6 protein-coding genes are annotated in these 13,764 nt (G+C 77.2%); all 6 read right to left on the bottom strand.

Annotation, left to right across the window (positions count from 1 at the left end; translation table 11 throughout):
• Positions 1 to 6: 6 nt before the first annotated feature.
• Complete coding sequence (locus tag ACWD4P_RS30730; protein WP_449781906.1) at positions 7 to 1,362, bottom strand: serine hydroxymethyltransferase; 1,356 nt, start codon at positions 1,360 to 1,362, stop codon at positions 7 to 9.
• Positions 1,359 to 4,748 (bottom strand): non-ribosomal peptide synthetase, encoded by a 3,390-nt coding sequence (locus ACWD4P_RS30735; protein WP_449781907.1) that lies wholly within the window; start codon positions 4,746 to 4,748, stop codon positions 1,359 to 1,361. Before ACWD4P_RS30735 ends, ACWD4P_RS30730 begins: the two co-directional genes overlap by 4 nt.
• Positions 4,745 to 6,079, bottom strand: coding sequence for a cysteate synthase (locus ACWD4P_RS30740; RefSeq protein WP_449781908.1), 1,335 nt, complete (start codon positions 6,077 to 6,079; stop codon positions 4,745 to 4,747). Before ACWD4P_RS30740 ends, ACWD4P_RS30735 begins: the two co-directional genes overlap by 4 nt.
• Entirely contained in the window at positions 6,076 to 11,622 is a 5,547-nt protein-coding gene (locus ACWD4P_RS30745) for an amino acid adenylation domain-containing protein (RefSeq protein ID WP_449781909.1), read from the bottom strand. The genes ACWD4P_RS30740 and ACWD4P_RS30745 overlap by 4 nt, the downstream gene beginning before the upstream one ends.
• 81 nt (positions 11,623 to 11,703) lie before the next feature.
• Positions 11,704 to 11,949 carry an MbtH family protein gene (locus ACWD4P_RS30750; protein WP_359831352.1) on the bottom strand — a complete coding sequence of 82 codons (246 nt, stop codon included), beginning with the start codon at positions 11,947 to 11,949 and terminating at the stop codon, positions 11,704 to 11,706.
• A 325-nt stretch (positions 11,950 to 12,274) separates the two neighbouring features.
• On the bottom strand, positions 12,275 to 13,627 hold the full coding sequence (locus ACWD4P_RS30755; protein WP_449781910.1) for a hypothetical protein: 1,353 nt from the start codon (positions 13,625 to 13,627) through the stop codon (positions 12,275 to 12,277).
• Positions 13,628 to 13,764: the final 137 nt, after the last annotated feature.

The raw sequence follows: 13,764 nt of genomic DNA on the forward strand, positions 1-13,764 counted from the left end.
GGGTGGTCAGGACGAGTGGTGCGGCAGCGGGAACTCCCGGCAGAGCCGGGCGACTTCGTCCCGCACCTCGGATCGGACGCCCGGGTCGAGGACGAACCCGGTCTCGTCACGGGCCACCACGGAGGTGAGCACCCGGTCCACCAGGGCGGCGCAGCGGCGCAGTTCGGCCTCGCCCATGCCGCGCAGCGCGAGGGTGTTGGTGCCGAAGCGGATGCCGCTGGTGACGCGCGGGCCGTGCGGGTCGCCCGGTATCCGGTTGCGGTTGACCACGATCCCGCAGTCGGCGAGCGCGGACTCGGCGATCGCCCCGGTCAGGCCGCGCCGGCCGACGTCCAGCAGCACCATGTGGTTGTCGGTGCCGCCGGTGACCAGGGTGTGGCCGAGGCCGACGAAGGCCTCCGCCAGCTCCCGGGCGCCGGAGACCACCCGCTGCGCCAGGGCGCGGAACTCCGGCTGGGCGGCGATGTCGAAGGCGCGGGCCTTGGCGGCGACGGCGCCCAGGTCGGGGGTGCCCTGGAGGAACGGGAAGGTGCCGTGGGCGATCGCCCGGGCGAGGGTGCGCCGGGAGCCGGGCAGCGGCAGGTCGGCGTCCCGGCCCAGCAGGATCAGGCCGCCGCGGGGGCCGTACAGCTGCTTGTAGGTGCTGGTGGTGGTGGCGTGGGCGTGGTCCACCGGGCTGGGGTGCAGCCCGGCCGCGACCAGGCCGGCGATGTGCGAGATGTCGGCGAGCAGGAAGGCGCCGACCTCGTCGGCGATCCGCCGGAACCGGGCGAAGTCGACGGTGCGCGGGTAGGCGCTGGCGCCGCAGACGATCACCTTGGGCCGGTGGAGCCGGGCCAGTTCGGCGACCTGCTCGTAGTCGAGCATGCCGTCGGCGTCGGTGCCGTAGCCGACCGCGTCGAAGAACCGCCCGGACACCGAGGCCGGCGAGCCGTGGGTGAGGTGGCCGCCCGCGCTCAGCTCCATGCCGAGCAGGGTGTCGCCGGGCTTCATCAGGGTGCACAGCACGATCTGGTTGGCGGTGCTGCCCGAGTGCGGCTGCACGTTGGCGTACCGGGCGCCGAACAGCGCGCGGGCCCGTTCCACCGCCAACCGCTCGACCTCGTCGACCAGTTCGCAGCCCGCGTGGTAGCGGGCGCCCGGGTAGCCCTCGGTGGTGACGTTGGAGATGCTCGCGCCGGCGCAGGCCAGGACCGAGGGGTCGGCGCTGCTGGACGCGGCCACCATGGCCAGCGTCTCGTTCTGCCGGACGTGCTCGCGCTCCAGCAGGTCGGCGAGCAGCGGGTCGGCGGCGGCCAGGCGGTGGGCGCCGAGACGGGCGTGGGCGGCCAGGACGCCGGTGCTCGTGGTGGTGGGGCTCATGCGTGGCTCTCCTCGTGCTCCTGGTGCGCCTCGTTCTCGGCGTGCTCGTCGTGCTGGGCGAGCAGCCCGAGGGCCTCTTCGTCGGTCATCTCCAGCAGGGGTGCGGCGATCCGGGCCACCGCCGCGACGTCGGTGCCCGCCGCGTGGCCGCAGGCGGTCAGCCGCTCCGCCTGGGCGGCGAGGGTGGGCGCCTCGAACAGCTCGCGCAGCGGCAGCTCGACGCCGAAGGTCTCCAGCACCGCCGAGGCGAGCCGGGTGGCGAGCAGCGAGTGCCCGCCGAGGGCGAAGAAGTCGTCCTCGGCGCCGACCCGGTCGACCTCCAGCAGTTCGGCCCAGAGCGCGGCCAGCACCCGCTCGGTGTCGTCGCGGGGGGCCACGTACGCGGCGGCGGCCCGCTCGGCCGTCGGGTCGGGCTCGGGCAGCGCGGCGCGGTCCACCTTGCCGTTGGGTGACAGCGGCAGCGCGTCCAGCGTCACGAAGACCGCCGGGACCATGTACTCGGGCAGCTCGGCCCGCAGCAGGGTGCGCAGTTCGGCGGCGGCCGGCGCCGGGGCGCCGCCCCGGGCGGGCACCAGGTAGCCGACGAGCCGCCGCTCCTCGCCGTCTCCACGGGCCGCGACCACGGCCCGTTCGATCCCGGGGTGGCGGCGCAGCACCGACTCGATCTCGCCGAGCTCGATCCGCAGCCCGCGCAGCTTGACCTGGTGGTCCAGCCGGCCGATCAGCTCGATCACGCCGTCGGCGCGGGTCCGGGCCAGGTCGCCGGTGCGGTACAGGCGCGCGCCGGCCGGCACCGGGCCGGTCCCGGCGCCCGGGTGCGGGCGGTAGCGGTCCGCGGTCAGGCCTGGGCGGTGCAGGTATCCGCGGGTCAGCCCGGTGCCGGCCAGGCAGAGTTCGCCCGGGACGCCGACCGGGGCCGGCTCCAGCGCCGGGGTCAGCACCACGGCCTGCTGGTTCACCATCGGGCGGCCGTACGGGATGCTGGTCCAGGCCGGGTCGACCTCGCCCACCGGGTACGTGATCGAGTGGATGGACGCCTCGGTTGCGCCGCCGAGGGCGATGAACGCCAGCCCCGGGGCCAGCCGGCGGAACCGCTCGGGCAACGGGACGGGGATCCAGTCGCCGCCGAAGAAGGAGACCCGGAGCCTCGGCAGCCGGACGTTGCGCTCCTCGCCGGCCCGCACGAAGGCGTCGGCCAGCGCGGGCGCCGAGTTCCACACCGTCACCCGGTGGCGGCGCACCAGGTCCACCCAGTGCTGCGGGTCGCGGGCCCGGTCCGGGTGCGGCATGACCACCGCGCCGCCGGCCGCCAGGATGCCGAGCGTCTCGTAGACGAACATGTCGAAGCTGGGGGAGGAGAGGCCCAGCACCCGGTCGCCGGGCCCGACGCCGTAGGTGTCGTTGAGGTCCAGCACGTTGTTGACGGCGCCGCGGTGCGGGACGGCGATGCCCTTGGGCTCGCCGGTGGAGCCCGAGGTGTAGATGACGTACGCCAGGTTGTCGGGCCGGGCCGCGACGGGGCGGCGCCCGGTGGCGGGCCACTGCTCGGCGTCCTCCACCTCCAGCAGGGTGGCCCCCGCGGCCGGCAGCCGGTCGGCCGTGGCGCGCTCGGTGAGCACCACCGGCGGCGCCGCGTCCCGCAGCATGAAGGCCAGGCGCTGCTCCGGGTAGGCCGGGTCCAGCGGCAGGTAGGCGCCGCCGGCCTTGAGCACGCCGAGCAGGGCGGCCACCAGCGACGGCCCCTTGGCGAGGCAGACGCCCACGGTGGTGTCGGGGCCGACGCCGAGCGCGGTGAGCCGGCCGGCGATCCGTTCGGCGAGCGCGTCCAGTGCCGCGTAGCTCAGTTCGCCGTCGGCGTGCAGGACGGCGGGAGCCTCCGGGTGCAGCGCCAGCCGGGCCTCGAAGAGTTCGTGCAGGCAGTCCTCGGCCCGCGGGTAGGCGTGGGCGGTGTCGTTCCACTCCACCAGGGCGCGGTGGCGTTCCGCGCCGGTCAGCATCGGCAGGGCGGACAGCGGGGTGTCGGGGGAGGCGACGGCGGCGGCCAGCAGGGTGCGCCAGTGCCCGATCAGCCGCTCCACCGTGGCCGGGTCGAAGAGGTCGCTCGCGTACTCCGCGGTGCCGGTGAACGCGCCGTCCACCTCACGCAGTTGGAGGTTGAGGTCGAGCTGGGCGCCGCCGCGCGGCACCTCCCGGACGGTCACCGTCAGGCCGGGCAGCTCGGGGGCGGCCAGCGGCGCGTTCTGCACCAGCAGCAGCGACTGGACGAGCGGGTTGTGGTCGAGGGCGGGCCCGGTCGACCGCTCGGGGAGCATCCGCTCGAACGGCAGCCGCTGGTGCTCGAAGGCCTCCAGGGCCGACCGGCGGACCCGGGCCAGCAGCTCGCCGAAGGTGGGGTCGCCGGCCAGTGAGGTGCGGATCGGCAGGATGTTGACGAAGCATCCGATCAGGCCCTCGGCCTCGGCCGGGCGCACCCCGGCGCCGGTGCCGACCACGACGTCCTCGCTGCCGGTGTGCCGGGCCAGGACGGCCTGGAAGGCGGCCAGCAGGACCATGAAGGGGGTGACCCCGGCCCTGCCGCACATCGCCCTGACGGCGGCGGACAGTTCGGCCGGGAGCTCCACCGGCAGTGCGGCGCCGCGCAGCGTCTGCACCGGGGGGCGGGGGCGGTCGCAGGGCAGCTCCAGCAGCTCCGGCGCGCCGGCCAGCGTGCGGTGCCAGTACTCCTGGTCGGCCTCCTCGACGGCGGCCCGGGAGTCCTCCTCCCAGACCGCGAAGTCGCCGTACTGGATGGGGAGTTCGGGCAGGCCGGCGCCGTTCCCCGGGTAGTTCCGGGCCAGTTCGGCGAGCAGGACGCCGACCGACCACATGTCGGCCACCAGGTGGTGGACGGTGACGGCCAGCACGTGCCGCCGCGGGGCCAGCCGGTGCAGGACCGCGCGCAGCAGCGGTCCGCGGGCCAGGTCGAAGGGGCGGGCGGCGTCGGCGGCCAGGACGGCGTCCAGGTCCTCGGGCCGGGTGTCCCTGGTCTCCAGCGGGAACGGCCCGGGCTCGCCGACCAGTTGCACCAGCTCGCCGTCCACCTGGTCGAAGCAGGTGCGCAGCGACTCGTGCCGGTGGACCGACGCGGTCAGCGCGGCGGTCAGCGCGGCGGGGTCGAGCGGGCCGTCCAACTGGAGGGCGAACGGCAGGTGGTAGGCGCTGGTGCCGGGGGTCAGCCGCTCCACCAGCCAGATCCGGCGCTGCGCCGAAGTGGCGGGAAAGGCGAACTGCTGCATGGTCTGCTCTGCTCTCTGCCGGGGGGACGGCTCGGGCTCGGGGTGGGGGTCGGCGGCGGGGGCGGTACGGCGGGCGGGCTCGGCCGAGGAGTCGACGGCGGGGGCGGTCATGCGCCGGTCACCAGGTAGGCGGCGGCCTCGGCGCCCAGGCCGGTCGGTATCCGGAGGTCGGGCCGGACGGGGCCGTCCGGCCGGCGGTCGGCCGCGCGGCGGGCCCGGCCGCCCCCGGTGACGTGCAGCAGCACGCTGTCCCGGGGCCGGATCCGCCCGGCGGCCACCGCCTGCCGCAGTCCGGCCAGCGCCACCGCCGCGGCCGGTGCGATGTCGACGCCCTCGACCGCGGCGAACAGCTGCCCGGCGGCCACCGCCTCCTCGTTGCCCGCCGCCAGCAGCTCCCCGCCGCTCTCGGTGAGGATCTCGCGGACCCCGCCGGCCACCGCGTAGGGCGGCTTGCGGGTGGTCAGCTCCTGGGCGTGGGCGGAGGCGATCGCCTCCCGCACGGCCGGGCCGGAGCCGATGACCGGCTCGGCCAGGCCGTCCCGCCAGGCGCGGACCATCGGTGCGAACACGCTGTTCTGGCACAGGGCCTGCCGGGGCAGCCCGCCCGCCGTGGCGGCGGCCGGGAAGCCGGCCGCCAGCAGCCGCCGGGCGGCCTGGTGCGCGGCGATCGCCCCGGCCCCGCTGCCCACCGCCTGCACGTAGTGGTCGGGCAGCCGGCCGATGGTCTCGGCGGCCGCCAGCAGCGCGGTGCCCAGGCCGTCGCGCCGGGCCACGTTGCGGGTGCCGCCCTCGGCCTGGTGGCCGGGCCGGGCGGCGATGGCGTCGGCCAGCTCGATGGCGTCGGTGTAGTCGCCGGCCACCGCCACCACCCGGACGCAGTCGGCCCGTTCACCGCCGGCGGCGAGCACCGGCAGCGCCGTCTCCGGCACCACCAGCACGCACTCCACGCCCTGCTGGGAGCAGGCCCGCAGGAAGGCCGCGGCGGTGTTCCCGGCGGACGCGACCACCAGCACCGGCGGGCGCTCGGGCAGTCGGGCGAGGACCGCCTGCGCCTCCAGCTCCTTGAAGCTGCCGGTGGCGAGGGCCGCGCCGCGCTCCGGCCAGTAGCCGCTGAACGCGACCCACAGCTCGGTGAGGCCCAGTGCGCGGCCCAGCCGCTCGGCCCGGTAGGTGGCGCCGCCGCTGCCCCCGGCCGGGGGCCGGCCGGCGGTCGGCAGCCAGCAGCCGTAGCGGAACGGGCCGCTGCCCGGGCCGGGTGCGAAGCCGGTGGTGTACTCGGTGCTCAGCAGGCCCGGCCGGTGCGCCGCGGAGCAGTCCAGCCGCAGCCCGTCGTCCTGGTAGGTCTCCCGGCAGACCGGACATCGGAGCAGGTACGGGCGGCCCGCCGGGGGCGTGGGGCCGGTGGCCGGCCGGGCGGCCGGGAGGGAGGTGGCGGAGGTCATCGGGCTTCTCCGGTGAGGGTCGGGCGCTCGGCGCGGGCGCCCTCGGGGGACGCGCCGGCGAGCACCGGGCGCAGCGCGCCGTCGGAGCCGCGGTTGACGGCGTAGCGGGAGCGGTCCACCCGGACCGGTCCCGGCCGGCCCGCCGTGCCCGCCCGGTCCGCTCGGGGCGCGGCGTCCACCAGGACGGCCATCGCCGCCACCGTCGGCTGCTCGAACAGCCGGTGCAGGGGCAGCTCGGCCCCGAACTCGGCCCGGGCGCGCTCGGTGAAGCGGGCGAGCAGCAGCGAGTGCGCGCCCCGGTCGAACAGGTCCTCGTGCCGGCCGATCGGACCGGTCCCGAGCAGCTCGGCGAGCAGGGCCGCGATCCGCCGCTCGGTCGGACCGACCGGCTGTTCGGCCGCCCCCGAGGGCCCGGTGTCCGGGCCGGCGGCCTCCGGCGCGGGCAGCGCCCGCCGGTCGACCTTGCCGTTGGCGGTCAGCGGCAGCTCCTCCAGCGTCAGCAGCAGTGAGGGGACGGCGTAGCCGGGCAGGGTGCGCCGCAGCAGCTCGCGCAGTTCGGCGGGCGCCGGCAGGGCCGGCCGGTCGGCGCCGTGCCGCTCCAGGAAGGCGACCAGCCGGGCGCGGGCGCCCTCGCCGTCCACCACGACCGCCGCCCGGCGGACCGTCGGCAGCGCCTCCAGCGCGACCTCGATCTCGCCCAGCTCGATCCGGTGCCCGTGCAGCTTGACCTGGGTGTCGGCGCGGCCGACGAAGAGCAGCGCCCCGCCGGGCCCGCGCCGCACCAGGTCGCCGGTGCGGTAGAGGCGCGCGCCCGGTTCGGTGCCGAAGGGGTCGGGCACGAAGCGCTCCGCGGTCAGGCCGGGCCGGCCGAGGTAGCCGTCGGCCAGGCCGTCGCCGCCGATCAGCAGCTCGCCGGTGACCCCGGCCGGCACCGGCTCCAGGGCCGGATCGACCAGGTGGAGGCGGGTGTTGGCGACGGGCGTGCCGAGCGGCAGCTCGCCGTCGTCGGCGGCGGTCAGCTCGCCGCGCGCCGACCAGACGGTGGTCTCGGTCGGGCCGTAGACCTGCCACAGCCGCGCGCCGCGGGCCAGCAGCTCGGCGGCCAGCTCGGCCGGCAGCCGCTCCCCGCCGCACAGGGCGGTCAGCCCGGGGGTGCCCGACCACCCCGCGTCCAGCAGCAGCTGCCAGGTCACCGGGGTCGCCTGGAGGTGGGTGACCCCGCCGGCGTCCAGGCTGGCCCGCAGCCGCGAACCGTCGCCGGCCGTCTCCGCGTCCGCCAGGTGCACGGTGGCGCCGGTGGCCAGCGGCAGGAAGTACTCCAGCGCGGCGATGTCGAAGGCCGGAGTGGTGACGGAGAGCCAGCCGGACCCGGGGGCGGTCGCGAGGTCGCGCTCGAAGGAGGCCAGCAGGTTCGCCAGCGCCCGGTGCGGCACCACCACGCCCTTGGGGCGGCCGGTCGAGCCGGAGGTGTGCAGCACGTACGCCGCCGCGCGCGGGTCGAGATCGGTGTCGGCCGTACGGCGGGCCTCGCCGATGGTGTCGGCCGCCAGCACCGTCCAGTCGCCGGCCGGCACCCGCTCGGCGGGCAGGTCGGTGATCAGCGCGGCCGCGGCGCCGTCGGCCAGGACCAGGGCCAGCCGCTCGGCCGGGTGTCCGGGGTCCAGCGGTAGGTAGGCGGCGCCGGACTTGAGCACCCCGAGCAGGGCGGCGAGCAGGCGCGGAGTGCGCGGCAGCAGGACGCCGACGGTCCGGCCGGGGCCGATGCCGAGGGCGCGCAGCCGCTCGGCGACGCCGTCGGCCAGCCGGTCCAGGGTGCCGTAGTCCAACTGCTCGGCGCCCGCGGAACCGTTCCCGGGGCCCGCCGCGCGGACCGCGACCGCCAACGGGGTACGGGCGGCCCGGGCCTCGAAGCGGCGCACCACGCCGTCGGCGGGGTCGTAGTCGAGCGCCGTGTCGTTGCCCTCGGCGAGCAGCGTCCGCCGCTCGGCGGCGGTGAGCAGGGGCAGGGCCCCGACCGGCCGGGCCGGGTCGGCCGCGATCCCGGACAGCAGGGTGGCGAACTGAGCGGCGAAGCGCTCGGCGGTCACCGGCAGGTAGCGGTCGGTGTCGTAGCGGACGGAGCCGGCCAGGCCGTCCGCGGCCGCCCCGAGGGTCAGCTGGAGGTCGAACTGGCTGCCGCCGACGGGCAGCGCCAGCGTGGCGCACTCCACGCCGCCGAGGGTGAACGGGACGCCGTCGCGCCCGGTGGCCATGGCCACCAGCGCCTCGGCGTGCCCGCCCGGGGCCTGCTGGAGACTGAACAGGCTGCGCACCAGCGGCCGCCCGCCCTGGTCGCGGTCCGGGCGGACCAGCTCGACCAGCGAGGGGAACGGCACCTCGGCGCCGTCCAGGGCCGCGCCCGCGTCGTCACGGACCCGCGCCAGCAGGGCCGTGAACGGCTCGGCGGTGTCGATCCGGGCGCGCAGCGGCACGGTGTTGACCAGGCAGCCGACGGTGCCGGCGAACTCGGCGTCGGCGCGGCCGTGGGTCGGCGTGCCGACCACCACGTCCGACCGGCCGGTGCAGCGGGCCAGCAGCAGCTGGTAGGCGGCCAGCAGGACGGCGTACAGCGTGCTGCCCTCGCGGCGGGCCAGGGCCGTCAGCGCCTCGGTGGTGGCGGCGTCCACCGTCACCGGCACCGTCGCGCCGCGCATCCGCTGACGGGCGGGCAGCGGCAGGTCGGCGGGCAGCGAGGTGCCGTCGCGGACCCCGGCCAGGGCGGTGCGCCAGCGGTCCAGGTGGCGCCGGCCGGCCGCGGTGGCGGTGAACCCGGCCTGGCGGCGGGCGAAGGCCGCGAAGGGGGCGGCGGCGGTGTCCGCGGCCGCGCCGACCGGCTCGCCCCGCAGGACGGCCGGGTAGTCCGCGGCCAGCTCGTCCAGCAGCAGGGACAGCGACCACAGGTCGGCCACCAGGTGGTGGGCCGTCAGCACCAGCCGGTGGCCGTCCTCGGCACCGGTGAACAGCCGGGCGCGCAGCAGCGGGCCGCGCTCCAGGTCGAAGGGCTGCTCGGCGGCCTCGGTCAGACGCCCGGCCAGTTCCTCCGCGCTCCAGGCGGAGGCGTCGACCTGCTCGAGGACGGGCGGGAGCTCGGCGTGGACGCGCTGCACCGGGCCGGAGCCGGTCCGGGGGAAGGTGCTGCGCAGCACGGCGTGCCGCCGGGCCAGGCCGTCCAGGGCGGTGCGCAGCGCGGCCGGGTCGAGCCCGCCGGGCACCCGGAAGGCGGCGGAGACGAGGTACGCCGGGCTCTCCGGGGCGACCTGGTGCAGCAGCCGCAGCGCGGCCTGGTTGGGGGAGAGCGGGTGGTCGCCGGGCTCCGTGGCGGGGTCCGGGGTGTCCGTCGCGGCGGTCTCCGGCAGCTCCCCGGGCGCCCCGGCGGCCTCGTCGAGGCGTTCGGTGAGCAGGTCGGCCAGCCCGGCGAGGTCCAGGCCGAGGGCCTCGGTCAGCCCCAGGTCGACGCCCAGGGCGGCGCGCAGCTCGTGCCGCAGCCGGACGGCGCCGAGCGAGTCCAGGCCCAGCTCGGCGAGCCGGTGCCCGGGCGTGAGCTCCCCGGCGGCCAGCCCGAGCCGGGCGGCGAGCAGTTCGCGCAGCGCGGCCAGCAGCAGGGCCGGGCGCTCGGCCGGGGCGGCCGCCCGCAGCGCGGCGGCGTCCAGGGCCACCGACCGCTCCTCGGGGGCGCCCTGGGGCCGGCCGCTGTGGGCGAGCGCGGTGAGGCCGCCCTCCCGGTAGGAGGCGGCGCACACGTGGCGCTGCACCTTGCCGCTGGAGGTGCGCGGCAGCGTGGCGGCGCGGATCAGCACCACCGCGGCCGGCCGCACGCCGTGCGCCTCGGCGACCGCGTCGCGCACCGCGCGGGCCAGCGCCGGCAGGTCGCCGTCCTGGTGGTCGCGGGCGACCTCCTGGACGATCACCAGCTCGGCGGCGCCGGCCAGTTCGACCTGGACGGCGGCGCCGCAGTTGGCGCGCAGCGCGGGGTGGACGGCGGAGACGGTCTGCTCGATGTCCTGCGGGTAGTGGTTGCGGCCGCGGACGATGACCAGGTCCTTGAGCCGCCCGGTGACGAACAGTTCGCCCTCGCGCAGCAGGCCCAGGTCGCCGGTGCGCAGGAAGGCGGTGTCCGCGGAGGCGGCGGTGGTCTCGGGGTCCGCGGTGGTCTCGGGGGTCGCGGTGGTCTCGGGGTCCGCGGTGGTCTCGGAGTTCGTGGTGTCCTCGGCGAGGCGGGCGCCGAAGGTCGCCGCGCTGTGCTCCGGCCGGTTCCAGTAGCCATGGGCCACGCTCGGGCCGGAGAGCCAGATCTCGCCGATCGCGCCGGCGGGCACCGGCCGGCGGGTGACCGGGTCGACGATCTCCAGCCGCTGGGACGCGTCCGGGCGCCCGCTGCTGACCAGCTCGGTGCTGCCCTCGACGCCCTGCTCTCCGCTCTGCCCGCCGTCCCGGTCGACGCCGCCGAGCAGGGAGTTCGGGGCCAGGTAGCGGGCCGGGGCGGTGCCGTGCGGCTTGCAGGAGACGATCAGCGTGGCCTCGGCCAGCCCGTAGCACGGGGTGAAGGCCTCGGCCCGGAAGCCCGCCGGGGCGTACGCGTCGGCGAACCGCCGGAAGGTCTCGGCGCGCACCGGCTCGGCACCGTTGAACGCCACCTCCCAGCTGCTCAGGTCGAGCCCGGCCAGCACCTCGGGGGTGGCCAGGTCGGCGCACAGGTCGTAGGCGAAGTTGGGGCCGCCGCTGACCGTCGCCCGGGTGCGGCTGATCTCGCGCAGCCAGCGCAGCGGGTCCTGGGCGAAGGCGGTCGGCGCCATCAGCGAGCAGGAGCCGGCGTAGTACAGCGGCTGGAGCATGCCGCCGATCAGGCCCATGTCGTGGAAGAGCGGCAGCCAGGACATGCCGCGGGTGCTGCCGGTGGTGCGGAAGGCGCGCTGGATCAGCGCCGAGTTGTGCAGCAGGTTGCCGTGCGTCAGCACCACGCCGCGCGGGGCCGAGGTGGAGCCGGAGGTGTACTGGAGGAACGCCACCGTGTCGGCGCCGACCTCCGGGTGCGCCCAGCCCTCGGCCTCCTCCTCGGGCACCCGGTCGCTCGCCACCAGCCGCAGCACGTCCATCACCGCGCCGTCCGGGTCGCCGGGCAGCAGCCGGTCCCGGACGGCGGCGGTGGTCAGGGCGACCGTCGCCCCGCAGTCCGCGACGATGTCGACCAGCCGTTCCAGCGAGCGCGGCCGGCGGTTGGGCGGGTACACCGGTACGGCGACGGCCCGGGCGTACAGGCAGCCGACGAAGGAGACCACGTAGTCCAGCCCCGGCGGCTGGAGCAGCAGCACCGGACGGTCGGTCAGGCCGAGCCGCTGCAGCCGGGCGGCGACGGCCCGGGCCCGCCGGTCGAGCTGTCCGTAGCTCAGGCGCTCGGGCGGGGCGTCCTCCTTCCCGGAGAACTCGAAGGCCGTGCGCTCCGGATCCGCCGCCGCGGTGGCGGCGATCGCCGAGATCCAGTCCTGGTGCTCAAGTCGCGGGTCCACGCGTTCTTTCCTCGCCGTTCGCTGTCCGATGCCCTGTGTCTGCCGTGGTGGCCGGCCGTCGTGCCCGGCCGTCCCGCGCTCTCAGCCGGCGGCCGGAACCGCGTCGGCCGCGTCGGCGCCGCCGGCCTGCTGCGCCATCGCCAGGCGCAGGCTCAGCGGCCGCATGTCGGTCCACACCTCGTCGATGTGGGCCAGGCACCGGGCCTTCTCGCCCTGGGGGCCCTCGGCGCGCCAGCCGGCCGGCAGCTCCCGGTCGGCCGGCCAGATCGAGTACTGCTCCTCGTGGTTGACGACGACCTGGTAGACGGTGGTGTCCTCGTTGCTCATGACTGCGCTCCGATCGGAGGGATGGGTTCTGGTGACGGGGGCTCCGGCCGCCGCCCGTGGCGGTTCGCACGGGCCGACCGGTCTGCATCGATGCTGTCGTTCCGCTCCTGCCGCGCCCTGGCTGTGGCCTGAGCGGGGTCCTGGCGGGCCCTGGCCCCTTCCTGGGCGGAGCCGGACGCGGCACCGGCGTTCCACCGGCACGGCACCGGCACGGCACCGGCCGCGGGCCGGTGCGGTTCTGACGGCTCACTGAACGCCGGCTGAAGCCCCGACGGCCGGGCGGGGGAGGACCGGGCCGGGTGGGGCCGCGGAGGGCCGGGTGGGTTCAGCGGGCGTGGTGGGCCGGGCCGAGGGAGGGGAAGAGCCGGGCCTCGGCGGCCTCGCGGAGGTAGGAGGCGCCGGCGGTGCCGCCGGTGCCGCGCACCATTCCGATGATCTTCATGGTGATGCCCCAGTGGGTGCGCTTCATCGCCCCCCACGCGTCGTCCAACTCGGCCATGACGGGCAGCAGTCCGTCCCTCGGCAGGCCGCTGTCCAGCAGCGCGACGTGCAGCGCCGGGCAGGACCGCTCGACGGCCCGGTACGCCCTGGACTGCACCGCGCTCCGGCCGTCCGTGTTGGCCCGGATCACCGCGAAGGCGTCCTTGGGCATGGTGGTCAGGACCCGGAACACCCCGGAGGTCCCGGCCACCTGGCGGACCGCCCCCGCCAGGCGCGCCCGGGCCGCGTCGGCCCGGCCGGCGGCCAGCTCCGCGGTCGCCTCCGCCACCGCCCGGACGACCGCGGCGAACACCGCCTCGAATATCTGGATGGTCCGGATGAACATCTGCTCGTCGTGGCTGCGGGTGGTCGGCGTCAGGGTCAGTTCCACGGCCCGCAGCACCCGGGCGGGCACCGCCTCCCGGGCCTCGGCGACCGCCTCGGCGCAGGCCCGGACGAGGTCCTCGGGGTCCTCAGGGGCGTCGGGGATATCGGGGGTGTCGACGGCCCGCTCCGGGGTGGCGGCCGCGTCGGACCGGGACGGGCGCCCGGTCAGGAGCCCGGTCCTGGTGACGAGGGCGCGCAGGGCGGCCCGGGTGCGGGGCAGGCCGGCCGGGGCCCCGGCGAGGGTCGCCGCCTCGGTCGCCACCACGTCGGCGAGCAGGGCGGCGATCACCTCGTCCGGGCTCGCTCCGTCCGCGGTCAGCGAGGCGAAGACCGGGCTGCCCAGGTAGCTGTCGTAGTCGCCGTGCCGGCCGTCCACCACCTGGGGGAGCCAGTCCGCGAGCAGCCGTGCCGCCGGGTCCGCGGCGTGCGGTCCGGCGGTGCTCCGGGTCTCGGCGGTGTTCCGGGTCTCGGTGGTGTTCCGGGCGCCGATGGTGTTCTGCGCGTTGTCGGCGGCGTGCGGTTCGGCGGTGTCGCGCGTGTCGACGGCGCGAAGGGCCGTCAGCAGTTCCTCGCCGACCGCGTTCTTGCCGACCGCCCGGTAGTGCCCGAGCACCGCCTCGTACGGGAACCGCTCGGCCGGCCCGCCCCCGGCCCGCCACCGCGCCAGCTCGTCCAGCGCGCGCCGTGGGTCCCGGTCGTCCGGGGCCGGGCGTGCGGAGGCCAGGCTGGGGCCGCCGACGCCGGGTGCGCGGGAGGTGTCGACGGCGGGTGCGGGCCCGGCGGTCGGGGCCTGCGAGAGGGTGGTGGTCACGGGGACTCCGTTCGGTCGTGCGGACGGGCCGGGTACGGCCCGGCGGCCTGTCCAACCAGGGCTGGAAGGACTCCTCCGACAGCATCCGGTTCCGCGACGGCCGGATCGCCGACGCCCCGATCGCCCTCAGCGAGGTC

This window comes from Kitasatospora sp. NPDC002543 (assembly GCF_053594915.1).